This window comes from Coralloluteibacterium thermophilum, assembly GCF_042654365.1.
Lineage (GTDB): Bacteria > Pseudomonadota > Gammaproteobacteria > Xanthomonadales > Xanthomonadaceae > Coralloluteibacterium > Coralloluteibacterium thermophilum.
This window is the reverse complement of sequence record NZ_JBHSGG010000024.1, coordinates 62,605-89,491: the sequence shown is the minus strand read 5'-3', so window position 1 is coordinate 89,491 and position 26,887 is coordinate 62,605. Positions and strand designations below refer to the sequence as shown.

Annotated in this window: 24 protein-coding genes; 9 read left to right on the top strand and 15 right to left on the bottom strand. The window is 72.7% G+C overall.

What is annotated here, in order from left to right:
• Window positions 1-100: 100 nt before the first annotated feature.
• From ACFO3Q_RS09070 to ACFO3Q_RS09040, 7 genes are all read right to left on the bottom strand, one after another.
• Window positions 101-568 (bottom strand): hypothetical protein, encoded by a 468-nt coding sequence (locus ACFO3Q_RS09070; RefSeq protein WP_377004344.1) that lies wholly within the window; start codon window positions 566-568, stop codon window positions 101-103.
• A 571-nt stretch (window positions 569-1,139) separates the two neighbouring features.
• The gene (locus ACFO3Q_RS09065) at window positions 1,140-1,925 is read right to left on the bottom strand and encodes an SDR family oxidoreductase (RefSeq protein WP_377004343.1); all 786 of its coding nucleotides are present in this window, start codon (window positions 1,923-1,925) and stop codon (window positions 1,140-1,142) included.
• Window positions 1,926-1,945: 20 nt separating this feature from the next.
• Entirely contained in the window at window positions 1,946-3,268 is a 1,323-nt protein-coding gene (locus ACFO3Q_RS09060; RefSeq protein ID WP_377004342.1) for an MFS transporter, read from the bottom strand.
• 330 nt (window positions 3,269-3,598) lie between these two features.
• Window positions 3,599-4,018, bottom strand: coding sequence for a CopD family protein (locus tag ACFO3Q_RS09055; RefSeq protein WP_377004341.1), 420 nt, complete (start codon window positions 4,016-4,018; stop codon window positions 3,599-3,601).
• A 223-nt stretch (window positions 4,019-4,241) separates the two neighbouring features.
• A complete protein-coding gene (fghA, locus tag ACFO3Q_RS09050; RefSeq protein ID WP_377004340.1) occupies window positions 4,242-5,084 on the bottom strand; it encodes an S-formylglutathione hydrolase in 843 nt (280 codons plus the stop codon).
• 38 nt (window positions 5,085-5,122) lie between these two features.
• Entirely contained in the window at window positions 5,123-5,446 is a 324-nt protein-coding gene (locus ACFO3Q_RS09045; protein WP_377004339.1) for a YnfA family protein, read from the bottom strand.
• A gap of 13 nt (window positions 5,447-5,459) precedes the next feature.
• Window positions 5,460-6,569, bottom strand: coding sequence for an S-(hydroxymethyl)glutathione dehydrogenase/class III alcohol dehydrogenase (locus ACFO3Q_RS09040; protein ID WP_377004338.1), 1,110 nt, complete (start codon window positions 6,567-6,569; stop codon window positions 5,460-5,462).
• 218 nt (window positions 6,570-6,787) lie between these two features.
• Between ACFO3Q_RS09040 and ACFO3Q_RS09035 the strand changes: the two genes are divergently transcribed.
• Complete coding sequence (locus tag ACFO3Q_RS09035; RefSeq protein ID WP_377004337.1) at window positions 6,788-7,276, top strand: NUDIX hydrolase; 489 nt, start codon at window positions 6,788-6,790, stop codon at window positions 7,274-7,276.
• 22 nt (window positions 7,277-7,298) lie between these two features.
• Here the strand turns inward: ACFO3Q_RS09035 and ACFO3Q_RS09030 are convergent, their stop codons facing one another.
• Complete coding sequence (locus ACFO3Q_RS09030; RefSeq protein ID WP_377004336.1) at window positions 7,299-8,618, bottom strand: dicarboxylate/amino acid:cation symporter; 1,320 nt, start codon at window positions 8,616-8,618, stop codon at window positions 7,299-7,301.
• Between the two features lie 181 nt (window positions 8,619-8,799).
• Here ACFO3Q_RS09030 and ACFO3Q_RS09025 point away from each other — a divergent pair, with 181 nt between their 5' ends.
• Window positions 8,800-9,525 carry a flagellar brake protein gene (locus ACFO3Q_RS09025; protein WP_377004335.1) on the top strand — a complete coding sequence of 242 codons (726 nt, stop codon included), beginning with the start codon at window positions 8,800-8,802 and terminating at the stop codon, window positions 9,523-9,525.
• On the opposite strand, the gene ACFO3Q_RS09020 is transcribed toward ACFO3Q_RS09025, so the two are convergent.
• Window positions 9,476-10,756, bottom strand: coding sequence for a winged helix-turn-helix domain-containing protein (locus ACFO3Q_RS09020; protein WP_377004334.1), 1,281 nt, complete (start codon window positions 10,754-10,756; stop codon window positions 9,476-9,478). The two genes, ACFO3Q_RS09025 and ACFO3Q_RS09020, sit on opposite strands and share 50 nt — an antisense overlap.
• A 263-nt stretch (window positions 10,757-11,019) precedes the next feature.
• On the opposite strand from ACFO3Q_RS09020, the gene ACFO3Q_RS09015 reads away from it, so the two are divergent.
• Entirely contained in the window at window positions 11,020-11,610 is a 591-nt protein-coding gene (locus ACFO3Q_RS09015; RefSeq protein ID WP_377004333.1) for a class I SAM-dependent methyltransferase, read from the top strand.
• Window positions 11,611-11,654: 44 nt separating this feature from the next.
• Here the strand turns inward: ACFO3Q_RS09015 and ACFO3Q_RS09010 are convergent, their stop codons facing one another.
• Window positions 11,655-12,557, bottom strand: a complete 903-nt coding sequence (locus tag ACFO3Q_RS09010) for a sensor domain-containing protein (RefSeq protein ID WP_377004332.1) — start codon at window positions 12,555-12,557, stop codon at window positions 11,655-11,657.
• A complete protein-coding gene (locus ACFO3Q_RS09005) occupies window positions 12,554-12,916 on the bottom strand; it encodes a PadR family transcriptional regulator (protein ID WP_377004331.1) in 363 nt (120 codons plus the stop codon). Before ACFO3Q_RS09005 ends, ACFO3Q_RS09010 begins: the two co-directional genes overlap by 4 nt.
• A gap of 139 nt (window positions 12,917-13,055) precedes the next feature.
• Here ACFO3Q_RS09005 and ACFO3Q_RS09000 point away from each other — a divergent pair, with 139 nt between their 5' ends.
• Both ACFO3Q_RS09000 and ACFO3Q_RS08995 read left to right on the top strand, forming a co-directional pair.
• The gene (locus tag ACFO3Q_RS09000) at window positions 13,056-13,355 is read left to right on the top strand and encodes a hypothetical protein (RefSeq protein WP_377004330.1); all 300 of its coding nucleotides are present in this window, start codon (window positions 13,056-13,058) and stop codon (window positions 13,353-13,355) included.
• A gap of 747 nt (window positions 13,356-14,102) precedes the next feature.
• Complete coding sequence (locus ACFO3Q_RS08995) at window positions 14,103-15,008, top strand: peptidylprolyl isomerase (protein WP_377004329.1); 906 nt, start codon at window positions 14,103-14,105, stop codon at window positions 15,006-15,008.
• Window positions 15,009-15,017: 9 nt separating this feature from the next.
• Here ACFO3Q_RS08995 and ACFO3Q_RS08990 read toward each other — a convergent pair whose 3' ends face one another.
• Window positions 15,018-16,328 (bottom strand): hypothetical protein, encoded by a 1,311-nt coding sequence (locus ACFO3Q_RS08990; protein ID WP_377004328.1) that lies wholly within the window; start codon window positions 16,326-16,328, stop codon window positions 15,018-15,020.
• Between the two features lie 111 nt (window positions 16,329-16,439).
• On the opposite strand from ACFO3Q_RS08990, the gene ACFO3Q_RS08985 reads away from it, so the two are divergent.
• Entirely contained in the window at window positions 16,440-17,435 is a 996-nt protein-coding gene (locus tag ACFO3Q_RS08985; protein ID WP_377004327.1) for a serine/threonine protein kinase, read from the top strand.
• A 68-nt stretch (window positions 17,436-17,503) separates the two neighbouring features.
• Window positions 17,504-19,081 carry a BCCT family transporter gene (locus ACFO3Q_RS08980; protein ID WP_377004346.1) on the top strand — a complete coding sequence of 526 codons (1,578 nt, stop codon included), beginning with the start codon at window positions 17,504-17,506 and terminating at the stop codon, window positions 19,079-19,081.
• A gap of 94 nt (window positions 19,082-19,175) precedes the next feature.
• On the opposite strand, the gene ACFO3Q_RS08975 is transcribed toward ACFO3Q_RS08980, so the two are convergent.
• Window positions 19,176-20,324 (bottom strand): BON domain-containing protein, encoded by a 1,149-nt coding sequence (locus tag ACFO3Q_RS08975; protein WP_377004326.1) that lies wholly within the window; start codon window positions 20,322-20,324, stop codon window positions 19,176-19,178.
• Between the two features lie 128 nt (window positions 20,325-20,452).
• Between ACFO3Q_RS08975 and ACFO3Q_RS08970 the strand changes: the two genes are divergently transcribed.
• Window positions 20,453-21,826, top strand: a complete 1,374-nt coding sequence (locus tag ACFO3Q_RS08970; RefSeq protein WP_377004345.1) for a hypothetical protein — start codon at window positions 20,453-20,455, stop codon at window positions 21,824-21,826.
• Between the two features lie 30 nt (window positions 21,827-21,856).
• Window positions 21,857-23,167 carry a polyhydroxyalkanoate depolymerase gene (locus tag ACFO3Q_RS08965; RefSeq protein WP_377004325.1) on the top strand — a complete coding sequence of 437 codons (1,311 nt, stop codon included), beginning with the start codon at window positions 21,857-21,859 and terminating at the stop codon, window positions 23,165-23,167.
• 15 nt (window positions 23,168-23,182) lie between these two features.
• On the opposite strand, the gene ACFO3Q_RS08960 is transcribed toward ACFO3Q_RS08965, so the two are convergent.
• Entirely contained in the window at window positions 23,183-24,871 is a 1,689-nt protein-coding gene (locus ACFO3Q_RS08960) for a sensor domain-containing diguanylate cyclase (RefSeq protein WP_377004324.1), read from the bottom strand.
• An 82-nt stretch (window positions 24,872-24,953) separates the two neighbouring features.
• Window positions 24,954-26,882 (bottom strand): DEAD/DEAH box helicase, encoded by a 1,929-nt coding sequence (locus ACFO3Q_RS08955; protein WP_377004323.1) that lies wholly within the window; start codon window positions 26,880-26,882, stop codon window positions 24,954-24,956.
• Window positions 26,883-26,887: the final 5 nt, after the last annotated feature.

The following is a 26,887-nucleotide window of genomic DNA, read 5'->3' as shown; positions in this document are numbered from 1 at the left end:
ACACTCCTCATGGCCTTGATCGGCCTTCTCGTAAGTGTCCGTGAAAACGGGGGTGAACCCCCAGCAAGCAGAAGCGCAAGGCCGAGCACATCGAGGAAGGCTACGAGGAGCGCGGGGTCCCGGAGGACGAAGCCGAGCGCCGCGCCTGGGCCACCGTGAACAAGCAGGACGGCGGCGGCAAGGCCGGCGGCAGCGGCAGCAAGGGCGCGCGCACGTCCTCGTCCGGCCGTTCCGCGACGAAGAAGTCCACCGCGAAGAAGTCCAGCGCACGGAAGAGGGCAGCGAAGACGTCGACGACGAAGAAGACCGCGGCAAAGAAGTCGGCCGCCAGGACGTCCACGACGAAGAAGCCGGCGGCGAGGAAGACCGCGTCGAAGAAGGCCGCGTCGCGCAAGTCCTCCGCCAGGCGCTCGTCCGGGAAGAAGGCGGCGAAGTCGTCCTCCGGCGGCACCTCCGCCAGCAGGAGCAGCGCGCGCAAGAGCACGACGAAGAAGAGTGCGCGGAAGACGGCGACGAAGTCCGCCGGCTCCGGCGCACGCCGTTCGACGGCGAAGAGCGGCCGGCGCACCTCCGGCTGACGCCGGACGGCTGCGAGGAGCCTGGGAGAAGGGCTGACAAGCGAGAGGGACGCGCCGCTCTCGCTCGCCGCGCCTGCGCTTCCTCCCGTCGCCCGTTGTTCTCCAGCGGGCGCCACCGCGAGCAGCGCGTTGCGCGCGCCTCACCCCCATCCCAGCCTTCCCCCGCAGGCGAGGGAAGGAGCTTTCGCGACGGAGAAGTGACTGGAGAGGAGTGAGAAACGAGAGGAGGCACGCACTGGCCCTCGCTTCTCACTCCTCTCCACTCACTCCTCAGGCCCCAACCGCCCCCTCCCCCGCGGACAGCGGGGGAGGGTTGGGGAGGGGCGCTTTGCGGCGAGGAGCGAGGGATGAGGAAGCGAGAGTGAGAGGCGCGACTGCTCGCCCTCATTTCTCCATGCACTCCTCAAGCAGCGCTGCGCGCGCCTTTCCCCATCCCAGCCTTCCCGCAGGCCGGGGAGGAAGCCTTTGCGGCGAGAGGTGCGTGGGGAGGAGCGAGAAACGAGAGGAGGCGCACGCACCGGCCCTCGTTTCTCACTCCTCTCCACTCGCTCCTCCAACCCCCTACTCCCGGTAGATCATCTTCCGCGTCATGCCGCCGTCCGCGACGAACTCCTGGCCGGTGATGAAGCCGGCGGCGTCCGACAGCAGGAACACGCACAGCGCCGCGATGTCGTCGGGAACGCCGACGCGGCCGACCGGATGCTGGTCGTGGTCGATGCGCCGCAGGGCGGCGTAGTCGCCGGTCTCGATCCATCCGGGACTGATCGCGTTGACGCGCACGGCCGGGCCGAGGCTCACGGCCAGCGCATGCGACAGGGCCACCAGCCCGCCCTTGCAGGCGGCATAGGCCTCGGTGTCCGGCTCGGACTGGTGCGCGCGGGTCGAGGCGATGTTGACGATGGCGCCCCGCGCGGCGCGCAGGGGCGCCGCGGCGTGCTTGGCGAACAGCATGGCCGCGGTGAGGTTGATCGCGATGCGGCGGTTCCACTCCGCGAGGTCGAGCTGCGCGACGGGCCCCGTGACGGGGCCGGCGATGTTGGCGTTGTTGACCACGCCGTCGAGGCGACCGAAGGCGCGCAGGGCCGCCGCGACCGCGGCCTTCGCCTGGGCCTCCCTTGCCACGTCGCAGCGCCGGAACACGATGCGGTCGGGCGCGCCCAGCCGCGCGGCGGCGGCCGCACCGGCCTCGGCGTCCACGTCCGCGGCGAGTACGCGTCCGCCCGCGGCGAGCACGCCGGCGGCGATCGCGGCGCCGATGCCGTGCGCGCTGCCGGTCACCAGCACCACGCGGTCGGCGAGCGGCGCGGCGGACACGACGGAAACCCTCGGACGACGGCGTGCGGCCATGGCGGATGCTCCGTGCGGGCTCAGGGCGGCGCGATGTCGGCGGCGCGTGCCGCGGCATGGCCGCGGCGGACGTCCACCGTCGCGAGGATGAGCAGGCCGGCGACGAAGAACAGCGAGGTCACCAGCATCGCGAGGCGGAAGTCGCCGCCGGACAGCCAGCTCACGACACCGAAGGCCAGCGGCCCGATCACCGACGACAGCTTCACCGCCAGGCCCCACAGCCCGAAGATCTCCGCCTCGCGCCGCTGCGGGCAGAGGTAGCCGACCAGGGCCCGCCCCGCCGACTGCGACGCGCCCAGGGCGAGACCGGCGATGTTCGCGGCGATCCACACCACGGTGCGCTCGCCGCCGACCCAGAACAGCCCGATCGCGACCAGCCACGCCAGCAGGGTGATCGCGAGCGTCGTCCGGTGCCCGAGGCGGTCCTGCACCAGGCCGAACAGCAGGGCGCCCACGGCCGCGGTCACGTTGACCACCAGGATGAGAAGGATGCTCTCCTCCGTGGTGAAGCCCAGCGCCTGCTCGGTGAAGATCGCCGCGATGGTGATGACGGTCATGACGCCGGCCTGGTAGCAGACGATGCACACCAGGAAGCGGCGCAGGTCGGTGAAGCCCTGGCTTCCCGCCAGCGCGTCGCGGACGCGCGCGAACGAGGCGCGCCACACGCCGCCGGCCGGTACCGGCTGCGGCGGGGTGCGCTCGCGCAGGAGGAGCAGCGTCGGCAGCGCCGCGAGCGCGAACGCCGCCGCGGTGATCAGCATGGTCTGCGGGACCGCATCGGCCTCCGCGACCCCGAAGGCGGCCGCGCCGGCCATGATCCACCACAGGCAGACGCCCAGCACCAGCAGGCCGCCCATGTAGCCGAAGGCCCAGCCGTAGCCGGACAGCCGGCCCATGGCGTCCTCGTGCGCCAGCTCCGGCAGGAAGGCCGCGATCACGTTCTCGCCCATGCTGTAGGCGGCGTTGGTGACGACGATCAGGGCCAGCGCCACCGCCACCGCGCCCGGCCCGACGAAGCCCAGCAGGGCGGTGCCGAGCACGCACAGGGTGGTGGTGATCGCCAGCAGGAATTTCTTGCGCGCCTGCAGGTCGGCCCAGGCCCCGAGCGCCGGCGCGGTGAGGGCGATGACGAGGTAGCTCAGCGACAGCGCCGCCGTCCACGCGAACGTCGCCCAGTCCGCCCCGTCGGCGACCACGCGCACGAAGTAGGCGTTGAACACCGCGGTGATGACCACCGTGGTGTAGCCCGAGTTGGCGAAGTCGTACCCCGCCCACGCCCACAGCTCGCGACGCTTGACGGGAGGAACGGCGGCGGGATGGGCGCGACGGATGCGGGGCGGCATGGAGAGCGGGACTCGGATGGGGATCGGACCCGGAGGTCGAGGCTAGACCATAACCGGTGATGGGGGCGCTACAGGGGCGGGGGGCTTGGTTGGGCTTGGGGGGGCTTGGGGCTTGGGGCGTAGGGCACCGGGCACCGGGCACCGGGCATGGGGCATGGGGCATGGCACGGGGCGTGCGACAGAACGAGCCACCCAGTGCCCCGAACCCTAAGCCCTAAGCCCTAAGCCCTAAGCCCTAAGCCCTGTGCCCTAAGCCCTAAGCCCTGTGCCCTAAGCCCTAAGCCCTAAGCCCTGAGCCCTGTGCCCCGAGCCCTTCTACGCCCTCATCCTTCAGAACGGCTTCGCCACCACCAGGAACACGATGCCGATCAGCAGCAGCAGCGGAAGCTCGTTGAACCAGCGCAGGCCCCTGGCGGACATGGGCACCGTGCCGGCGGCGGCGCGCTTGAGCCAGCGGCCGCTGACGACGAAATGGACCAGCAGCAGGACGACCAGCGCGATCTTGGCATGCAGCCAGCCGCCGAGGATGCCGAAGTGGAAGGCCAGCGCGAGACCCAGCACGAACGCGAGGCCGAACATGACGTGGCCGAACCGGTACAGCCTGCGCCCCATCAGCACCAGCCGGTCGCGCACCGCCGGCTGCTCGCCCGCCTCGACGATGTTGACCAGGATGCGCGGCAGGTAGAACACCGCCGCCATCCAGGCGATCACGAAGATGAGGTGGAAGGTCTTGGTCCAGAGATAGGCCATTGGAGCGCTCTTGGGGAGTGAGGCGCCCATTATGGGTGAGGCGGGAATCGGGAAGTGGGAATCGGGACTTGGAGGCCAACGAGTTCCCGAGACCCTACGTCCGGCTTAGGGCCCAGGGCCCAGGGCCCAGGGCCCGGAGCCCGGAGCCCGGAGCCCGGAGCCCAGGAGCGACTCACCCTCCAGGTCCCGATTCCCGGCTCCCCATTCCCGCTTTTCCAGGCCCCTACCCCAACACCCCGGCATGATGCCGCAGGTGATCCTCCACGAAGGTCTGGATGAACCAGTAGCTGTGGTCGTAGCCGGGATGGCGGCGGAGTTCGAGCGGTTGGCCGGCCTCGGCGCAGGCGTCCTCCAGCAGTTCGGGGCGCAGTTGCTCGGCCAGGAACTGGTCGGCCTCGCCCTGGTCGACGAGGATGGTGCCGTCGACGCGCCGGCCCTCGCGGATCAGCGAGACGGTGTCGTAGGTGGCCCAGGCCGCACGGTCCTCGCCGAGGTACTTCGGCAGCGCCTTTTCGCCCCACGGCACCTGCGACGGCGCCACGATCGGCGCGAAGGCCGAGACCGAGCGGTAGCGCTGCGGGTTCCTGAGCGCGATGGTCAGCGCACCGTGCCCGCCCATGGAATGGCCGAAGATGCCGGTGCGCGCGGTGTCCACGGGGAAGTTCGCGGCGACGATGCCGGGCAGCTCGTCGACGATGTAGGAGTACATGTTGAAGCGCTCGGCGTAGGGCGCCTGGGTCGCGTCGAGGTAGAAGCCCGCGCCCTCGCCGAAGTCGTAGGCGTCGGTGATGCCCTCGATGCCGGTGCTGCGCGGGCTGGTGTCCGGCGCCACCAGGACCAGGCCCAGCTCCGCCGCGACGCGCTGCGCGCCGGCCTTGATGGTGAAGGTCTCCGGCGTGCAGGTCAGGCCCGCCAGGTAGTACAGCACCGGGCACGCCCGCTCGGCGACCGCCGGGGGCTGGTAGACCGCGAAGGTCATCTCGCCGCGCGTGGCGGTGGAGGTGTGCCGGTAGGTGCCCTGGATGCCGCCGAAGCAGCGCTGCTCGGACACGGTCTCGATGCTCATCGTGAAGCCTCCCGGATGTCGTGGATGCCGGCGCCGGCTCAGGTCGGGCGCGGCGCGAACATGATGATGGCCATGCCGGCGAGCGCGACCGCCGCGCCGAGCAGGTCCCAGTGCGTCGGCCGCACCCTGTCCACCTGCCACAGCCACAGCAGGGCGACGGCGACGTAGACGCCGCCGTAGGCCGCGTACACCCGGCCGCTCGCGGTCGGGTGCAGGCTCAGCAGCCACACGAAGAGCGCCAGCGCGCCGGCGGCCGGCAACAGCAGCCAGGCGCTGCGCCCCTCGCGCAGCCACAGGTACGGCAGGTAGCAGCCGACGATCTCGGCCAGCGCAGTCGCCATGAACAGCAGCAGCGTCCTCATGGCGACCGGGACGTCAGTACAGCACCACGGAGCGGATGGACTCGCCGGAGTGCATCAGGTCGAAGGCGCGGTTGATGTCCTCCAGCGGCATGGTGTGGGTGATCATCGGGTCGATCTCGATCTTGCCGTCCATGTACCAGTCGACGATGGTCGGCACGTCGGTGCGCCCGCGCGCGCCACCGAAGGCGGAGCCGCGCCAGTTGCGGCCGGTGACGAGCTGGAACGGACGGGTCGAGATCTCCTGCCCCGCGCCCGCCACGCCGATGATGACGGAGGTGCCCCAGCCCTTGTGCGCGCATTCCAGCGCCTGGCGCATCACCTTGGTGTTGCCGATGCACTCGAAGGTGTAGTCGGCGCCGCCCTTGGTCAGCGAGACCAGGTAGGGCACCAGGTCGCCCTCGACCTCGGCCGGGTTGACGAAGTGGGTCATGCCGAAGCGCTCGGCCATGGCCTTCTTCGCCGGGTTGAGATCGACGCCCACGATCATCGAGGCGCCCGCCAGACGCGCGCCCTGGATCACGTTGAGGCCGATGCCGCCGAGGCCGAACACCACCACCTTCGCGCCGACCTCCACCTTGGCAGTGAACACCACCGCGCCGATGCCGGTGGTCACGCCGCAGCCGATGTAGCAGACCTTGTCGAACGGTGCGTCCTCGCGGATCTTGGCGAGCGCGATCTCCGGGGCGACCGTGTACTGGGCGAAGGTCGAGGTGCCCATGTAGTGGTGGATCTTCTCCCCGCCGATGGAGAAGCGGCTGGTGCCGTCCGGCATCAGGCCGCGGCCCTGGGTCTCGCGGATCGCCTGGCAGAGGTTGGTCTTGGGATTGAGGCAGTACTCGCAGTGGCGGCACTCGGGCGTGTACAGCGGGATGACGTGGTCGCCCTTCTTCAGCGTGGTGACGCCGGGGCCGACGTCGACCACCACGCCCGCGCCCTCGTGGCCGAGGATCGCGGGGAACAGGCCCTCCGGGTCGTCGCCGGACAGGGTGAAGGCATCGGTGTGGCAGACGCCCGTGGCCTTCAGCTCGACCAGCACCTCGCCGACGCGCGGCCCTTCGAGGTCGACGGTCTCGATGGTGAGGGGGGCACCCGCTTTGTGGGCGACGGCGGCGCGGACCTGCATGGGCGGCTCCTTGGCTTTGGCTTGGTGAAAAGGCGGGTCAGGCTAGCGTCCGGACGCCGCAGGCGCGAGGCCGGCATATGTCCGGAACAGCCGATGAAGGCGCTTTCGGCAGCCGGTGGCGGGCGTGCCGGGCGTTCGATGTTGATGGTCCAGGGCGCGACGGCGCCTGCCTCGCCGTATCATGCCGCCCCCTTCGTGCACACCGCGTCCGTCACGCCATGCCCTACACCCCCATCGTCGGCACCCTCGGCTACGTGCTCTCGCCGGACCGCAGCCAGGTGCTGATGATCCACCGCAACGCGCGGCCCGAGGACGAGCACCTGGGCAAGTACAACGGCCTCGGCGGCAAGCTCGAGCGCGACGAGGACGTGGTGGCCGGCATGCGCCGCGAGATCATGGAGGAGGCCGGCATCGCCTGCACCGCCATGACCCTGCGCGGCACCATCAGCTGGCCCGGCTTCGGGCGCAACGGCGAGGACTGGCTGGGCTTCGTGTTCGTGATCACCGCCTTCGAGGGCACGCCCTACACCAGCAACGCCGAAGGCACCCTGGAGTGGAAGCCGCTCGACCGCATCATGGAGCTGCCGATGTGGGAAGGCGACCGCGAGTTCCTGCCGCTGGTGTTCGACGACGACCCGCGCGCCTTCCACGGCGTCATGCCCTACGCCAACGGGCGCATGCAGTCCTGGCACTACAGCCGGATCTGACGCCCGCCCCGGACGCGATGGCCTAGCCCTGGCGCGCCGGCACGTCCGGATCGCCCTTCGGCCCGGCCTCGTCCCCGGCGCCGATGCCCACGTCGCTCGACGCCGTCTCGTAGACCGTACGGTCGAGCAGGCCCTGTTCGCGCGCGACCAGCACCGGCACCAGCATCTGCCCGGTGACGTTGGTCATGGTGCGCATCATGTCGAGGATGCGGTCGATCGCGAGCAGCAGGCCCAGCCCCTCCAGCGGCAGCCCCGCCGCCGAGAGCACCACGGTCGCCATCACCACCGCCGTGCCCGGCACGCCGGCGGTGCCGAAGCTGCCGAGCACCGAGGCCAGCAGGATGGCGGCGTACTGGGCGAAGCTGAGCTCGATGCCGAAGTACTGGGCGATGAAGATCGACGCCAGCGTCGGATAGATCGCCCCGCAGCCGTCCATCTTGATGCTCGCGCCCAGCGGCACGGCGAATGCGGCGTAGTCGCGGTTGACGCCCAGGTTGTGGGTCACCGCGCGCAGCGCCACCGGCATGGAGGCGAAGCTCGACGAGCTCACGAAGGCCACCTGCATGCCGGGCGCGGCGCCGCGGAAGAACTTCAGCGGATTCAGCCCGTGCGCGAGCAGCAGGCCGCCGTACACCACGACGATGTGCAGCGCGCACGCCGCGTACAGGGCGATCACGAAGTTGCCCAGCGGCAGCAGGCGCTCGAAGCCGTAGGCGCCGACCAGGGCGGCGATCAGGCCGAAGGTGCCGATCGGCGTCACCTCGAGCACGAAGCGGGTGACCTGGATCATCACGTCGCTCGCCTGCCCGACCAGGCTCCGCAGCCCGGCGGCGCGCTCGCCCAGCTTCACCAGGGCGAAGCCGAGCAGGCCCGCGAAGAAGATCACCTGCAGGATCCGCCCCTCGGCCAGCGCCGCGAACGGATTGGTGGGCACCACGGCGAGCAGCACCTCGACCGGCGTCGGCACCTCGCGCGGCGCGTAGTCCGCGGCCATCGCCAGCGAGCCCGGCTCCACCCCGAGCCCCGGGTTGAAGACGTAGGCGACCGCCAGCCCGACGCCCACCGCCAGCACCGCCGTCGCCGCGAACCAGCCGAAGGTCCGTCCGCCGAGCGCCGCGATGGAGCGCTGCCCATGCAGCGAGGCGACCGCGTTGATGACCGCGAAGAACACCAGCGGCGTGGCGATCATGCGGATGAGGTTCACGTAGAGCGTGCCGAGCGGCTGGAACCAGGTCTCGGCGGCGGGACCGACCAGCCAGCCGACCAGGGCGCCGAGCACGAAGGCGCCCAGCACGCGCTGCCAGAAGGGAATGCGGAACCAGGCGGAGAGGAAACGGGGCATCGGGAATCCGGGCGGAACGACGGCCGCGGGCACGCCCGCCGGCCACACATGGCGCGCACCTTACTCCGTGCGGCCCGGTCGCACGATGGAGCCCGCGGTCGAGTGTGTTCCACGGGGGGCTCAAGAATTCCCCGGGGCGGCCGATAGGCACGTGCAGGGGATCCGGGGAGCGGACACACGAATGAGCGAAGCGGATTCGGCCGGCAATGCGATCAGCGACCGGGCGCGGATCGTCGCGCTCCTGCGCACCATGCTCGACCGCGGCTGCCTGCTCGACGCCCAGCTCGCGGGCGACGGCCGCTCCTTCCTCACCGCCGTGCTCGCGGCCGACGACGCGGGACTGGTGCTCGACACCAGCCCGGATGCCGCGCTCGACCGTCGCGTCGGCGCCGGCGCGCGCCTGTCCTGCCGCACGCGCCTGGACAGCGTGCCGGTCCGCTTCGACTGCGGGCCCTGCCGGCTGGGCGTGCACGAGGGCCGCGAGGCCTTCGTGGCGCCGCTGCCTGAGCTCGTCGTCGAACTGCAGCGGCGGGAGTTCTACCGCCTCGAACTTCCGCCCGCCGCGCCCCTCCAGTGCACGCTCGGCGGCCTGGAAGACGGCGGCGAGTTCGTGGCGACCGTGGTCGACCTCAGCGCCGGCGGCCTGGGGCTGCGGGTGCCGGCCGGGGATCCGCGCTTCCGTCCGGGGCTGGAGCTGGCGCGCTGCCGCATGGACCTGCCCGACGAGCCGGACCTGCGGTTCGGCCTGCGCATCGTCCGCCTGGCGCCCGCGACCTTCCGCGGCGCCGAAGTGCGCCTGGCCGGCTGCCAGTTCCAGCAGCCCGGCAACGGGCTGCAGCGCAGCCTCAACCGCTACGTCATGCGGCTGGAGCGCGAGCGCGCCGCACTGGCGCGGCGGATGCGCTGACCGCCGCCACGGCGGCCCGCAGCGGCGCCAGCAGGGCGGACGGACGGGTCCGCAGCACGCGGACCTCCGGCGTGCCGTGCCAGGCCGCCGCGCGCGCCACGGCCGTGGCGATGTCCTTCAGCAGCGCCGAGGACGCGCGCACGCCCTCCTCCAGCCACAGCCCGCGCACCTCGAACACGCCTTCGCTACGGTGCGCCTTGGCGTCGAGCCGCCCCACCAGCGCATCGCCGCGCAGGATCGGCAGGACGAAGTACCCGTAACGCCGCCTGGGTTCCGGCACGTAGCACTCGATGCGGTAGTCGAAGCCGAACAGCGCACGCGCGCGTTCCCTGTCCCAGACCACCGGATCGAAGGGCGAGAGCAGCGTCGTGTGCCGCGCCTTCAGCCGCCCGGCGGCGGCGGCCTCCAGCGCCCCGGCGTGCGCGGCATGCACGTAGCCGGGGTCCGGCCAGCCGTCCACCTCGACCCGCAGCAGGTGGCCCGCCTCGACCAACGGCGCCAGCTCCTCCGGGCCGACGCGCGGCGCGATGCGGAAGTAGTCCGCGATCCAGCGCGCCCGTGCGATGCCCAGCGCCTGCACGGAGCGCAGCACCACCTCGCGCCGCCGTGCCGCGGGATCGGGCACCGGCGGCTCCGGCAGCGCCCCGGCCCGGGCCAGCACCGTCTCGCGCAGCGCATAGACGCGCTGGAGGTTCTCGCGCCGCGCGACCATCAGCGCGCCCAGCGCGAACCAGGCTTCCAGCGCCTGCTTCTCGAGCTTCCAGTCCCACCAGCCCTGGGCCGCGCCGCCGCTGCGCTCGAAGTCGCTGGAGCGCGCTTCGCCGTGGCGGCGGACGTGGTCGAGCAGGGCGTGCATGGCCTGCGGATGCTCGGCGAGCATCCGCTCCGCCCGCCGCCGCGCCCAGTGCCGCGCGGGCTCGTCGCGCGCGCCGTGCAGGTGCAGGGTCTCGATCGGCGCGAAGCAGGCCTCGTGCGCCCAGGTCTCGAACAGCGCACCGCGGGCCAGGGCCTGGTCGAGCCATTCGCGCGGGTAGCCGCCGAGCCGCGAGAACAGCACCAGGTAGGGACTGCGCGCGACCACCTGGATGGTGTCGATCTGCAGCAGTTGCATCCGCCGCACCGCGTCCACCACGTCCTCCGGCCGCGCCCGGCGCCGCGGCGGCGCCGCGAGCCCCTGCGCGTGCAGGTGCAGCCGCCGGGCCTGGCGCGCCGCCAGCCGGAGCGCGCTCACCGCCCCACCCCCGCCCCTGCCCAGCGTGAGCGCGGGGCGAGGAAATCGTTTGGATTCCATATGTTGGCGGACGCTCAGGGACGGCGCGGCAGGATAGCGCCAGGTTTCCGGCTGCGCGCGCCCCCTCCCTCCGCGCCGTCCGAGGAGCCCGCACCACGGTGCGAACCGATGAGGTCTCTCTCCAGAGCCGGGCTGCCGCCCGGCTTTTTTTTCGCCCGGGGCCCGCAACTGCGACAATCGCCGCCCCTTTCCGGCGAGCGCCCATGGACAAGCAGTACGACCGCGCCTACTTCGACCGCTGGTACCGCGGCCGCGGCATCGGGGGCGGCCAGGCGCTCGCGCACAAGGTCGCCGCCGCCGTGGCCGTGGCCGAGTACCACCTCGGCCGCCCCATCCGCAGCGTGCTCGACGTCGGCTGCGGCGAAGGCGCGTGGCGCGCGCCCCTGCTCAAGCTCCGCCCCCGGGTCTCGTACCTGGGGCTGGATTCCAGCGAGTACGCCATCGCCCGCTACGGCCGCAGCCGCAACCTGCGGCCGGCCCGGTTCGGCGACATGGCCTGGCTGCGCCCCGGCCCGCCGGTGGACCTGCTGGTCTGCGCCGACGTCATGCACTACGTCCCGGACGCCGAGCTGCGGCGCGGCCTCTCCGGCTTCGCCGAACTGTGCAGCGGCATGGCCTTCCTGGAGGTCTACGGCGCGGACGACGCCATCGACGGCGACATGGAGGGCTTCATCCCCCGCCCCGCCGCCGTCTACCGCCGCGCCTTCGGGCGCGCGGGCTTCGCCTTCTGCGGCCCGCACTGCTGGCTCTCCCCCGCACGCCTGGGCGATGCGGCGGCGCTGGAGGTGGGCTAGAAGCCCAGCGCCGCACACGCACCTCCTCGTGCAGGCTTCCGCCCTCAATCCGCCTGCGGGCGGACCAGCAGGTGCTTGGCGAGCTGCGCGTGCAGCCAGCCGATGCCGCGGGCGACGTGCAGGGTGACGAACAGCAGCAGGAGGCCGACGCCGAGGGTGAGCGGGAACGTCCACAGCGGCAGTTCGACGAGTTCGAGCCCGCCGACCCAGACCTGCATGTCCAGCCCGAGCGCCCCCGCCAGCGGGGCCACGGCGATCGACAGCCCGACCGCCAGCAGCACGGTGAGGACGGTGAAGTAGACGACGCCCAGCGGCAGCATCAGCACCAGGTAGAGCAGGGTCGACCAGGTGCGGATGTCGGTGAACATCGCGCCGATGCGCGCGAGCAGCGGGCGGTCGCGCGCGGCGTACAGCGGCCGGCGCGGCATGCGTTCGCCGAGCATGGCCTCGACGATGCGGCCTTCCATCAGCGCCAGCACGCGCGTCGTGGCGAAGAACAGGATCACGAAGGGGATGCCGACGATCAGGATCGACAGCCCCGCCGAGAGCGCGAGGCCCGTCACCACCCAGGTGAAGTAGAAGACGCCGGTCGCCAGCGACAGCGCGAGGTAGAACAGCGCGCCGTAGGTGCGCGGCTCGACCGCGACGCCGAAGAAGCGCGCCAGCGCGCCGCGCGGCCGCGGCGCCGGCGGCGGGCGCAGCGCGCGCTGCACGGTGACTTCCTGGTCGCGGTAGATCTCGGCCACCTCCTCCGGCGCGCCGTAGCTCGATGCGATCTCGGCGATCACCTCGGCCGGCGGGCGCCCCGGCTGCTCCGCGAAGGCCGAGCGCAGGTATTCCTCGGCGTCGTAGAGCGCGTCCTGCACGAGCGCGGGATCGGCGTCGCGCAGCGCCGCGCGCAGCTGCGCGAGGTATTCCTCGATGGTGCGCGGCAGTGGGGTGGTCACGATGGCACTCCTTTGAGGACGGAATCGACGGACCGGCGCGTCGCGGTCCAGGTGGCGGCCCAGTCGCGCAGGACCGCGCGACCGGCCTCGGTGATGGCGTAGTAGCGACGCGGCGGCCCGCTGGCCGAGGGCTCCACGTGGCTGGAGAGCAGCCCCGCCTCGGCGAGGTTGCGCAGCACCGGGTAGAGCGCGCTCTGCTTGCCGGACAGCACCCCGCCGCTGCGCTCCAGCGACTTGGCGATCTGGTAGCCGTACATCGGCGCCTCCGCCGCGGCGAGCACCGCCAGCAGCACCAGGGACGTGGTGCCGGCGGCGAGCTCCTTCTCGAACTTGCGGCGGTGGGCGTCGAGGTCGGGCATGGTCCTGCTCCTTCGAACCTCACAATAGTGTTGACTTCGTACTAGTGCGCAGGCCGGAAGTCATGCCGCGCGCCTTGACGCCGCGTGGAGCGGCGCTCGCCCACGCTGCGGCTCCCGATGTCCCCCGGAGTTCCGCCCGATGCACACCGTCCGAATCCGCTTCACCGGCAGCGAAGAGGCCACCGCGACCCTCATGAGCACGCTGCTCGCGATCCCGGGCGTGGAGCATGTCGAGGAGGTCGACGACCTGATGCCGCACCTCGACGACGACGATTCCAGTTCGGCGGGCCTGGTCTCCGACGCCGGTGGCGGCGGCGCCGACCTGCACGCCATCGAGATCGAGGCGCCGAACGAGGAGGCGGTGCGCCGCATCCGCGAACTCGCCGAGGCGGTGGCCTTCGACATGGAGGCCGGGGTGGAGTTCGTGGACGAGTTCTGACGGGCAAGGCGCGCGTGGAGAGAAGCGGGGACGAGGACGGGCAGCCGCACCTCTCTCGTTTCTCACTCCTCATCTCCCGCTCCTCGCCGCAAAGCCCCCTCCCCAGCCCTCCCCCGCTGTCCGCGGGGGAGGGGGGTGGTGGGCTTGAGGAGTGAGTGGGGAGGAGTGAGGAACGCGTGCGGATGGTCGCGCCTCTCTCGTTTCTCACGCCTCCCCACGCACTTCTCGCCGCAAAAGCTCCTTCCCTCGCCTGCGGGGGAAGGCAGGGATGGGGGTGAGGCGCGCGCAGCGCGCTGCTTGAGGGGGTACATGGAGAAAAATGCGGACGAGCAGTCCCACCCCACTCGATTCTCACTCCTCATCTCCCGCTCCTCGCCAAGCGCCCCCTCCCCAACCCTCCCCCGCTGTCCGCGGGGGAGGGAGCTGGTGGGCTTGAGGAGTGAGTGGAGAGGAGTGAGGAACGCGTGCGGATGGTCGCGCTTGTCTCGTTTCTCACTCCTCCCCCGACTCACTTCCAGCCGAAAAGCACCTTCCCCCGCCTGCGGGGGAAGGCTGGGATGGGGGTGAGGCGCGCGCAGCGCGCTGCTTGAGGGGGGGCATGGAGAAAAATGCGGACGAGCAGTCGCACCCCACTCGTTTCTCACTTCTCATCTCTCACTCCTCGCCTGAAGCTCCCATGGCGCGTCCGGCTGTGCGGGACTAGAGTCGCCCGCGTCCGCGGCCGCGGACGTTCCGGGGAGAAACCGCATGTCCATCCGTACCGGCACGCTCGCCGTGCTCGCCGCCCTGCTCGCCCTGCCCTCGGCACGCGCCGGGGAGGCGCCGCCGACCACCGCGTCGGTCCTGGAGACTTCGACGGCGGACGACTGGCGGCGCCCGGATCCGGCCGACACGCTCTACCTCGATCTCGCCGGCGGCCGCGTGGTGATCGAGCTGGCCCCGGGCTTCGCCCCCGCGCACGTGGAGAACGTCCGTACGCTGGCGCGGGAGGGCTTCTGGGACGGCCTGTCGATCAACCGCGTACAGGACAACTACGTGGCGCAGTGGGGCGATGCGGCGGCAGGCGAGGCCGGCGCGCGCGGGCTGGGCGGCGCGCGGACGCGGCTCCCGGCGGAGTTCGAGCGCGACGCCGACGGCCTGCACCTCGCCGCCCTGGCCGAGGGCGACGTCTACGCGCCCGAGGTCGGCTGGGCCGAGGGCTTTCCCGTCGCGCGCGACCCGGCGCGGGGGCGCGCGTGGCTGGCGCACTGCTACGGGATGGTCGGCGCCGGCCGCGGCATGGCCGCCGACAGCAGCACCGGCGCGGAGCTCTATGCCGTCATCGGCCACGCGCCGCGCCACCTCGACCGCAACATCACCCTGGTCGGCCGGGTGATCCGCGGCATCGAGCACCTGTCCGCCCTGCCGCGCGGCACCGGGCCGCTGGGCTTCTACACCGAGGCGGTGCAGCGCGTGCGCATCGAGCGCGTGCGGCTGGCCGCGGACCTGCCCGAGGACGAGCGCGAGGCCATCGAGATCCTGCGCACGGACACGCCCACCTTCCGGCGACTGGTCGAGGCCCGCCGCAACCGCCACGAGGACTGGTTCATCGACCCCGTCGGCCGGGTCGAGCTGTGCAACGTGCCGCTGCCGGTGCGCGAGGCCGCGCGGTAGGCGGGCGCCTCAGCCGGCCCCGCGCCGCGGCGGCGCGTCGTCCGCGTCCGCCTCGGCCTCCAGCTCGCGCCGCCGTGCGGCGAGTTCGCGGTCGAGCGCCTCGCGCCGCTCGCGCTCCCGGCCCATGCGCGCCTCCCATTCCTCGCGCACCTTCGGCTCCCAGGCCAGGTCGCCGATGGCGTCGAAGGCGTTGACCACGTCGAACACGTCGCCCATCGGCGCCTCCGCGACCTGCGCGATCTCGTGCAGGCGCCGCGGCTGCGCCATCGCCGCGACGATGCGCGCGTGGTGCGGGTAGTCGTCCTCGATGTCGAGCGGGCGCGTGATCCAGAAGGTGCCGGCGCGATCGAAGTGCGGATCGAGGTTGCCGCCCGAGGCGACGAGGCGGTCCATCCACAGCAGGCGCCGCCACGGCCGCAGGCGGCCGGAGGCATGCAGCGCCTCGATCTCGGCGCTGGACAGCGGATGCCAGTCCGCCCGCCGCAGCGGCTGGATGCAGTAGAGCTCGAGGTCCGGCAGCGGCACCGGAGCGTCGTAGGCCTCGCGCTTGGGGTCGATCACCAGCGGCGGGAGGCCGGCCAGCTGGATGCGCGACGGGCCGCGCACCACCGGCAGCAGCAGGTAGTCGCGCAACGGCCAGCTTCCCTCGTCCTGCGCGCGGCGATGCAGCCGCGGCGAGACGTTGGGCGCCTCGCCCGCGGGCGCGCCCAGCGGGTCGCGGTCCTCCGCGCGCGCGGCGGCGCGGGCACTGGTCTCGGCGACGTACTCGACCTCGGTCCCGCTGTCGAGCGCGCCGGGCACCAGGGCGTGCACCGTCTGCTCGAAGGGATCGCGCCGGAACAGCACGTCGGGATCGGGCACCGCGTCGTCGGCGGGGACCGGCTCGACGAGGCGCGCGTCCGGCACGGCCGAGAGCAGCTCGGGATCGATCTGGAAGTCCTCGCCGATGTCGGTGACGAAGAAGTCGATGCCGTGGGAGATCAGCGGCACCGGCGCGACGGTGCCGCCGGAGGGCTCGAAGCCCGCCAGCAGGTCGTGGACCTCGTCCTCGCGCAGCGGCAGGCGCAGCGTCCGGCCGAACGGCTCCGGTCCGTCCGCGCGCCGCACCGCGACGCAGGGCACGCCGCGCTCGAAGGCGCGCTGCTGCGCGGCGTCGCCGGCGACGCTGCCGGGATCCACCAGCACCATGTCGGCGCGCGCCTCGGGGCCCAGGGTCCAGCGCTCCGGGAGGCGCCGGGCGAGCTTCCGGAGGATCAGCCGCAGGTGGGCGACCTCCTCGTCGCTGACGCCGATGTAGTCGATGATGCGCTCTACTGCCATGCCCGCGATGGGTTCCCGGTCCTCACGTCGATTCTAGTTCCTGCATCGCGGGGGCCGGCGTGCAGGCGCGCGGCTCCGTTCATCTCCGCGCGGCACGTTAGTCTGTCGCGCATGCAACGCACCCCGAACGCACCGCCCCGCCCCTTCGACGGGCTCGATCCGCAGACGCTCGTCGACGCGGTGGAGGCGCTGGGGCTCGAATGCGACGGCCGCATCCTCGCCCTCAACAGCTACGAGAACCGGGTCTACCGGGTCGGTCTGGAGGACGCGGCACCGGTCGTCGCCAAGTTCTATCGGCCGCAGCGCTGGAAGCTTGAGGCCATCCTCGAGGAGCACGCCTTCGCGGCGGAGCTGCGCGCGGCGGATCTCTCGGTGGTCGCGCCGCTGGCGATCGGCGGGCGGACGCTGCACGAGCACGCCGGCTTCCGCTTCGCGCTGTTCCCGATGCAGGGCGGCCACGCGCCGGAGCTGTCCGGCGAGCACACCCTGGCGACGCTCGGGCGCAGCCTGGGACGCCTCCATCTCGTCGGCGAGGCCGGCGTCTTCCGCCACCGCGAGCGCTTCGACCTCGCGGCGCGGGCCGAGGCCGCCGCCGACACCCTGCTGGACGACGGCTGGCTCCCGCCGCACCTGGTCCCGCGCATGCTCGACGTCTGCGACGACCTGCTCGCCGTCATCGAGACGGCGCAGGCGGATGCGGGCGAGACCGCGATCCTGCGCCTGCACGGCGACTGTCATCCCGCCAACCTGCTGTGGCGCGACGGCACCGCGCACTTCGTCGATCTCGACGACGCCGCCAGCGGCGCCGCGGTGCACGACCTCTGGATGCTGCTGTCGGGCAGCCGCGCCGAGCAGACCCGCCAGTTGCAGGTCCTGCTGGAGGGCTACGAGACCTTCCGGCGCTTCGACCGCGCCGAGCTGCACCTGGTCGGCGCAGCGCGCGCGGTGCGCCTGCTGCACCACAACGCCTGGATCGCCCGGCGCTGGCGCGACCCGGCCTTCCCCGCCGCCTTCGCGGACTTCGAGCAGCAGCGCCACTGGGAGGACTTCCTCGACCAGCTCGCCGACCTCACCGAGGCCGCCGCGGCCCCGCCGCTGCGCCCCTGACCCGTGGAGGCGCGGGTTTCACGCGCCGGCCACGACGATTCCCGCTCCACCGCTTGCCGCCACCCGCCATGGTCTTCCGCATCTCCATCCTCCTGCTGGGCGCCCTGGTCGCCCTGGGCATCCTGCTGCCGTCCACCCTCGACGCCATCGCGCAGGGGATGCTGGCCGGCGTCCTCAGCCACGCCGGGTGGCTGTTCCTGATGATCGTCGCGCTGATCGTGGTGTTCCTGCTGTACCTCGCGTTCGGGCGCTTCGGCTCGCTGCGCATCGGCGGCGAGGACGCGGAGCCCGAGTTCTCCAGCACGACGTGGCTGGCGATGCTGTTCGCCGCCGGCATGGGCATCGGCCTGGTGTTCTGGGGCGCGGCCGAGCCGATCGACCACCTGCTGGATCCGCCGGAGGGGCTGGAGGCGGGCGGCTTCCCGGCCGCGCGCGCGGCGATGCGCTACAGCTTCTTCCACTGGGGCCTGCATCCCTGGGCGATCTACGCGCTGATGGGGCTGGCCATCGCCTGGTTCCGCTACAACCGCGGTGCGCGCGGGCAGATCAGCGAACTGCTCGAACCGCTGGTCGGCCGCCATGCGAACGGGGTGTTCGGCGGCGCGGTGAACACCATCGCCGTGGTCGCCACCGCGGTCGGCGTGGCCACCACGCTCGGCTTCGGCGCCATGCAGATCTCCGCGGGCCTCGGCCGCGTGTTCGGCCTGCCGACGGGCTTCACGCTGCAGCTGATCGTGATCGCGGTCGCCTTCGTGCTCTACATGCTGTCCTCGGTCAGCGGCCTCCACCGCGGCATCAAGTGGCTCTCCAGCGCCAACCTGGTGATCGCGGCCGTGCTGGCGCTGGCGGTGTTCGCACTGGGCCCGACCGGCTTCATCCTCGACACCTTCACCACCACGCTGGGCGGCTACATCAACACCCTCCCCGACATGAGCCTGCGCATGTCGCCGTACTCCGGCGCGGGCTGGGTGGGCGAATGGACGGTGTTCTTCTGGGCGTGGTGGATCGCCTGGGCGCCCTTCGTCGGCGCCTTCATCGCACGCATCTCTGTCGGGCGCACCGTGCGGGAGTTCGTGGTGGGCGTGGTGCTGCTGCCGACCCTGGTCGGCTTCATGTGGTTCTCGGTGTTCGGCGGCGCCGGCCTCTTCATGGAGCTGGGCGGCCACGCCGACCTCGGGGGCGCGCTTGCGGTGGGCCGCGAGCAGGTGCTCTTCAGCCTGTTCGACGCCCTACCCCTCGGCAGCCTGCTCTCGGTGCTGGCGATCCTGCTGCTGGTGAGCTTCTTCGTGACCTCGGCCGACTCGGCGACCCTGGTGCTGGCGAGCATGTCCTCGGGGGGCGATCCGGACCCGCGGCTCCGCCGCCGCGTGGTCTGGGGCGTCCTCCAGGCCCTGGTCGCAGCCGCGCTGCTCGCGGCCGGCGGCCTCGACGCGCTGCAGGCGATGGTCACCATCGCGGCGCTGCCCTTCGTGCTCCTGCTCGCTGCGGTGGCGGTCTCCCTGCACCGGGCGCTGGCATCGGAGGAGCTCGAACGCGAACGCCGGGCGCGCGCCTTCCGCGACGCCATGCGGCGCTGGCTCGCGCGCGAAGCCGCCCAGGCCGAACAGGAGGCGCGCGCGGCGCGGGAGGCGGGCGACCGCCAGTAGCCTGCACGCGCCGCGCCCGCAGGCCGGAAAAGAACGCGGCGCACCCGCAAGGGTGCGCCGCGCCGGTGTCGAGCGGAGCGGGACGGACGCGCGGTCAGTTGCGCGCCTGGGCCGTGTCCACGCGCAGGCCCGAGGCCTCGACGGCGGTCACGCCCTCGATGTCGCGGGCGATCTCCTGCGCACGGCTGACCTGCATCTGGCTCTCGACGTCGCCGCTCAGGTGCACCACGCCGTTGACGGTCTCGACGCTGATGTCGAGGCCCGAGACGTCGCCGTCGGCCAGCAGGCTGGACTTCACCTTGGTGGTGATCCAGGTGTCGTTGACGGGCTGGTCGGACGCGCCGGCGCGGCGGTCGTCGCCGGCCATCGCGGTGCGGTCCGCGTTGCGACGGTCGTCGGCATCGTGGGCGCGGTCGCGGCCCATGTCGTTGCTGGTGCCGCGGGCGGAGGCGACGTCCACGCGCAGGCCGGAGGCGTCGACGTTGGTGACGCCCTCGATGCCGCGCGCGATCTCGGTGGCGCGCTCGATCTGCATGCGGTCCTCGACGGCACCGCTCAGGTGCACCACGCCGTTGACGGTCTGCACGTTGACGTCCATGCCGGCGACGTCGCCGTCGGCCAGCAGGCTCGACTTCACCTTGGTGGTGATCCAGGTATCGGCGACCGGCTGGTCGGACTCGCCGCGCATGGCGCTGCGGTCGTCGTCGTGATCCTGGCCGGCGCCCTGGCCCTGGGTGTTGCGGTTGCGGTTGGTCTCCGACTCCGTCGCACGGCCGCCGTCGCCGCCCATGGTGTCGCGGTTGGTCGGGGAACCGTGGGCGTCGCGGGTCGTGGTGTCGCCGTGGGCGCCGGTGGTGCCGGTCGTGCCGCGGGTGCCCGTGCCCTGCGTACCGGTCGCGCCCTGCGTGCCGGTCGTCCCGGTCGTGCCCTGCGTGCGGGTCGTGCCGGTGGTCCCCGCCGTGCCCTGGGTTCCGGTCGCGCCGGTCGTGCCCTGGGTGCCGGTGGTGCCCTGCGTGCCCTGCTGGCGGTCGCCGTAGGTGTTGGTCTGGCCGGACTGCTGGCCGACCTGCCCGGTCTGGCTGGTCTGGCCGACCTGCTGCCCGGTGGTGCGGGCATCGCTGGTGCCCGTGGTGTTGGTGGTGCCGGTCGTGCCGGTGGTCTGCGCGAGCGCGTTGCCGGCGAATGCGGTGCCGAAGGCCAGCGCGGTGGCGAGCGCAGTTCGGGTGAACGTCTTGGTAGCCATTTCGGTACTCTCCTGGAGGATCGGTGGCCGGGCCAGAACGGCCCGAGCGGTGCGCGCAGTCTCCGGATCGCGCCGTGCCGCACGAGTGAACCGCGCGGGATGTCGAAGTGAAAATGCAGACGGCGTTCATGCCGGCGAAGGCGAGGTGGTGGTCGCGTGGCAGCGGGACGCGGCCTGCGTTGCGGCGCCCCGTCGCGGCGCTGGTCCTGGGCCTCGCCGCGGCCGTGCCGGCGCATGCCGCCGACTGCGAGGCGTCGCTCCTGCGCGAACTCGGCTGGCGCATCGAGGAACGCCCGCAACCGCTGGCGACCATCGCCGGCGGCCTTCCCTGCGCGCGCGCCGACCTCGCAGAAGCGCAGGCCGCCGGCGACCTGCGCATCGTGCTGCCGGCCGGGAGCGATCCTGCCCTGCGGGCACGCACGCTGCGCGCGGCGCTGGCGGATCCCGCGACGCGCTGCGCCTACGGTTTCCTTCTGGGCGACGCCACGCGCCGCGCCGCGGAACGCCTGCAGGCCAATCCCGGCTACCGCTTCTCGGCCCTGCAACTGGGCTGGATCGGCTTCGGCGCGGGCGGCGCCCGCAGCCAGGGCTGGGAGCGCACCCGCAGTTTCGGGCGACGCTACCAGCCGTCCGGCTCGCACCTCGCGGCCATCGAGACCTTCTACAGCGGCCGCGTGCGCAGCGAGTGCGGCGTCGGCCGCCAGGTCGCGCAGTTGGCGACCCTGGCCGAGCTGTTCGGCCCCGCCTTCGAGACCGAGTTCACCGCGGGCGAGCTCAGCATCGGCACCTTCGTCAGCCTGCACGACAGCGACAGCGTGCTGCTGGGCCGCGCCGCGGGCGACGTGCTGGGCGACGCCAAGGCGCGCCGCGCCGCCGCGCTCGGCCCGCAGGCGCTGGTGGGGCTGCCCGGCTTCGTCGAGCACGTGTTCGACCGCGACAGCCTCGACGACATCAACAACCAGGCCGAGAACTTCGTCGTCACCGCGGTCGCCCCGGAGGCGGCCGCGGCGCTGCGCCGGCACGGCGGCTTCGAGCACTACGACCGCATCAACCGCGAGGTCTGGCGCCTGGCGCAGGACCTCGCGCCGCCGGGCCGGCGTGGCTTCGAGCGCCTGCTGTACGAACGCGACCCGCGGCTGCGCGCCGGCCTGGACGCCGAGGCGGCGGCGGTCGTCGCGCGCATCGACGCGCTCCTCGACGATCCCTTCTACCGCGGCTTCGAGATCTACGTGCATCCGATGGGCATCCGGCCGATCGGCTACCACATCGTGCGCCTGCTCGACCGCAACCCGCGCACGCCCTACGCGACGGAACTCGTCCTGCACAACATGCACACGACGCTGTTCCGGCGCTGGATGGCGTGGCGCCTGCGCACCTGCGGCATGGCGGAGGACGCCGCCGTGCGGCTCGCCGCCGAGGCCATCCCGCACAGCGGCAGGACCGGCTTCGGTCCCGCGCCGGCGCCCGCCCCCGCTCCGGCAGGCGGTGCTGCGGTGCAGTAAAATGGCCGGATTCCGCCGCCGGCCACGTGCATGCTCTATACCCTTCACGAACTGCAGCGCGCGCTCTGGAGCCCCGTGACCTACTGGTCCGAGGCCTGCGCGAACATGTTCTCCGAGCGTTCGAGCTGGCTGGCGCAGCTGCCCGGCGCCTCGCGCGTCGCCGCCGGCTGCGAACTGCTCTACCGCATCGGCAAGGACTACGAGAAGCCGGAGTTCGACATCCACCAGGTGCGCGCGCACGGCCACGACGTGGCGGTGCTCCAGCAGACCGTGCTGGAGAAGCCGTTCTGCCGCCTGCTGCGCTTCAAGCGCTACGGCGACGCCCCGGAGTGCATCGAGGCGCTGAAGCAGGATCCGGTGGTGCTGGTGGTGGCGCCGCTGTCCGGCCACCACGCCACCCTGCTGCGCGACACCGTGCGCACCCTGCTGGCCGACCACAAGGTCTACATCACCGACTGGATCGACGCCCGCATGGTGCCGGTCGAGTCGGGCGGCTTCGGCCTGGCCGACTACGTGGCCTACGTGCGCGAGTTCATCCGCCACCTCGGCGCGCGCGACGTGCACGTGATCAGCGTCTGCCAGCCCACGGTGCCCGTGCTCGCGGCGGTCTCGCTGATGGCCTCGGCCGGCGAGCCGACCCCGCGCAGCCTGACCATGATGGGCGGCCCCATCGATCCCCGCCGCAGCCCGACCCAGGTCAACACGCTGGCGACGACCAAGCCGCTGTCCTGGTTCGAGAACAACGTCATCCACGAGGTGCCGCCGAACTACCCGGGACGCGGCCGCAGCGTCTACCCCGGTTTCCTGCAGCACGCCGGGTTCATCGCGATGAACCCCGACCGCCACTTCGAGTCGCACTGGGACTTCTACCTGGACCTCGTGCGCGGCGACCTCGACGACGCCGAGTCGCACCGCCGCTTCTACGACGAGTACAACGCGGTGCTCGACATGACCGCCGAGTACTACCTCGACACCATCGAGATCGTCTTCCAGAAGCACCTGCTGCCGCGCGGCGAGTGGGTCGTGGACGATGCGCCGGTGCGCCCGCAGGACATCCGCGACAGCGCGCTGCTGACCATCGAGGGCGAACTCGACGACATCTCCGGCCTCGGCCAGACCCGCGCCGCGCACGACCTGTGCAGCGGCATCCCGGAGACGCGCAGGGCGCACTTCGAGGCCGAGGGCGCCGGCCACTACGGCATCTTCAGCGGCCGCCGCTGGCGCGAGCAGGTCTACCCGCGCGTGCGCGCCTTCATTCGTGCGAGCGCCGACGGGGACGCCGCGGTCTCGCCGGCACCGGCGAAGGAGAAGGCGCCGCGCCGGCGCCGCACCGGCCGCTGACCGCGCCGCCGCGCGTCACGGACCCAGCGGGGGCGCGGCCCCCTCGCCGGCCGCCCCGCGCAGCGCGGTGGCGCCATCGGGCATCGGCACCGCCTCCACCACGCGGTTGCGCCCGGCGCGCTTGGCGCCGTACATCGCGTCGTCGGCCATGCGCAGCAGCTGCGCGACCGAGCCGTCGCTGTCGCCGAGGTGCGCCAGTCCCGCGCTGATGGTGACTTCGAGATCCGGGCAGCCCAGGGCGGGGCCCACCGCCGCCATGCGCCCGCGCAGCGCTTCCAGCCGCTGCCGCGCGGCCGCGGGCGGCGCGCCCGGCATCACCACGAGGAACTCCTCGCCGCCCATGCGCGCGATGCGGTCGCTGGCGCGGATGCCGTCGCGCAGGCGGTGGGCCACCTCCACCAGCACGCGGTCGCCGATCTCGTGGCCGTAGCCGTCGTTGATGTGCTTGAAGTGGTCGACGTCGAGGAAGGCGATCGCCAGCGGCGCGCCGCCGTCCCGGGCCGCGTCGAGCATGCCCGGCAGCTCGCGCAGCGCCGCCCGGCGGTTGGCCAGCCCGGTCAGCGCATCGGTGTCGGCCAGCACCTGCATGGCGTCGCGCTGCCGGCGCAGGCTGCCGAGGCGCAACTGCAGGTTGAGCACCGCGATCGTCAGGCAAAGCGTGCCGGCCAGCATCATGGCCTCGACCTTGTAGCGCAGCGCCGCCGGAGGGCCGGCCACGCTCGCCACCGCCAGCAGCAGGAAGGGCAGCGCGCAGGCGAGCGCGCTCACCGCCCGGTAGCGCCCGCGCGCGATCGAGACCACCGCCACCGCCGCGGCGGCCAGGCAGGCGAGCAGGAGGAAGGCCTCCGCCCCGAGCGCCACCGCGGGCAGGGCCGCATGCGGCAGCAGCAGCACGGCCACGGTCGCCACGAGCAGCACAGCCCAGGCGGTCGCGCCGGTGAGCGCGCGGGCGCGCGGCCACAGGTGTTCCAGGCCGCTCAGCTTGGCCAGCACGTGCAGCACACCGTAGACGATCGGCAGCGACAGCGAGACCAGCAGCCACGGTTCCAGCCCGGCCATCTCGAACCACGGCCGCGGATAGCCGGTGAGCCCGCACAGCAGCGCCAGCCAGAACGCGAACACCAGCGCGAAGCCGGCGTAGGCCAGGAAGGCGCGTTCGCGCGAGCCGACGAAGGTCAGGAACGCCGAGAAGGCCAGCGACACGATGATCGCGATGCAGGCGACGCGGATGGCGAAGCGCATGCTGTCGGCACCCTGCACCTGCGCCGGCACGCCGATGTGGACGTTGGGTGGCCACGCCCGCAGCACCGGCGGCGCGAAGCTCACCCGCACCGGCGCGGTGTCGCCCTCGGGCGGGGTCAGCACGGTCCCGACGCCGGCGGTGAAGCGCGAATCGAGCGTGCGCGCGTCGCGCAGGATGCCGCAGACGCGGCGGTCGCCGTGCTCGATCACCACCGCCGAGTGGGCCACGTTGAGCACGTTGACCGCCTGCGGGGCGCCGCTCCAGCCGCTGGGCGGCGCGGGGATCAGCACCTCCTGCCGCGGGCCGTCGCGGTAGGTCTCCTCGCACTGCGCGGGGATCTGGCGCGCCTGCGCCGGCTCGCCGACGAGGAGGTAGGGCACCTGCGCGGCGGTCGGCCCGGCGCAGACCGCGGTGCAGAGGAGCACCCACAGCGCCCGACCCCACATCCGCGACCGGCGCACGGACGGCTCCCCTACCGCCTCGGGCGACGCGGGCGGGACGGGACGGAACGGCAGCCCGTCCGGCGCGAGGGCGGCGGCGTCCTCACCGGCGCGACTTCGCCTGCGGGCGCTGCGGCCCGCGCGGGCGCGCCGCGCGCGCCCCGGAGGCCGGCTCCGACAGCCGGCTGATGCGGAGCTGCTGGCCGGAGACCCAGACCTTCTTCAGGTGCGCCATGAGCTCCCGTGGCATGCCCTCGGGGAGATCGACGATGCTGTGGTCGTCCTGGATGTCGATGCGCCCGATGTGGCGGGCGTCGAGCCCGGCTTCGTTCGCGATGGCCCCGACGATGTTCGCCGGCTTCACGCCGTGCGCGTGGCCGACCTCGATGCGGAAGCGCTCCATGCCGTACTCGCTGGGCGGACGCGGCGCGTCGTGCCGCGGCGCGCGCGCGGGCGCGGCCGCCGTCGCCGACTCCGGATGCGCGCGCTCGGGACGCTCCACGCGCTCCGGATGTTCCGCCCGCTCGGGGCGTTCCACGCGCTCGGGGCGTTCCGCGCGCTGCGGTCGTTCGGCACGCGCGGCGGGCGCCGGCCGTTCGCGCGGGCTGCGTTCGCCCGAGCCGGCCTCGCGGCCGTAGGGACCGGCGCCGCCGCGGAAGGTCCGCTCGCCGCGCTCGGGCACGGCGTCCGGGTCCAGCAGCAGGGGCGTGCGGCCCTGGGCCAGCTTGGCCAGCGCCGCCGCGATGTCGGCGGCGGGCACGTTGTGCTCGCGCTCGTAGCGGTCGATCAGCCCGCGGAACAGTTCCAGCCCGCCCTCGGCGAGCGCCCCGGTGATGCGGTCGAGGAAGCGCGCCACGCGCTGGTCGTTGACCAGCTCGATCGTGGGCAGCTCCATCGGCGTGATCGGCTGCCGGGTGGCGCGCTCGATCGCGCGCAGCATGCCGCGCTCGCGCGGGGTGACGAACAGGATCGCCTCGCCGCTGCGCCCGGCGCGCCCGGTGCGCCCGATGCGGTGCACGTAGCTCTCGGTGTCGTAGGGGATGTCGTAGTTCAGCACGTGGCTGATGCGCTCCACGTCCAGGCCGCGCGCCGCCACGTCCGTGGCGACCAGGATGTCGAGCACGCCCGCCTTGAGCTGGGCCACCGTCTTCTCGCGCTGCGCCTGCTGCACGTCGCCGTGGATGGCTGCTGCCGCGAAGCCGCGGGCCAGCAGCTTCTGCGCGAGCTCCTCGCAGCCGGTCTTGGTGCGCGCGAACACGATCATCGCGTCGAAGGGTTCGGCCTCGAGGATGCGCGCCACCGCATCGAGCTTCTGCACGCCCGAGACCAGCCAGTAGCGCTGGCGGATGTTGGCCGCGGTGGTGGTCCTGGCCTGGATGGTGACCTGCTCCGGATCGCGCAGGTAGGTCTGGGCGATGCGCCGGATCTGCGGCGGCATGGTCGCCGAGAACAGGGCGACCTGGCGCTCCGGCGGGGTCTTCTTGAGCACGGTCTCGACGTCGTCGATGAAGCCCATGCGCAGCATCTCGTCGGCCTCGTCGAGCACCAGGGTGCTCAGCCCGGAGAGGTCCAGCGAGCCGCGTTCGAGATGGTCGATCACGCGGCCCGGGGTGCCGACGACGACGTGCACGCCGCGGCGCAGCGCCGCCAGCTGCGGCGTGTAGCTCTGGCCGCCGTAGATCGGCAGCACGTGGAAGCCGGGGATGTGGGTGGCGTAGCGCTGGAAGGCCTCGGCGACCTGGATCGCCAGCTCGCGGGTCGGCGCGAGCACCAGCGCCTGCGGCCGGCCGGCCTCGGCGCGCAGGCGCGAGAGCACCGGCAGCGCGAAGGCCGCGGTCTTGCCGGTGCCGGTCTGGGCCTGGCCCAGCACGTCGCGCCCGGCCAGCAGCGGCGGGATGGTCGCGGCCTGGATGGGCGAGGGCGTTTCGTAGCCGACGTCGGCGAGCGCGGCCAGGAGGGCGGGCGACAGGGCGAGATCGGAAAAACGGAGAGACACCGCGGTATCCGCGGTGGGCGTTGTCGGGGCAGGCATCGGAT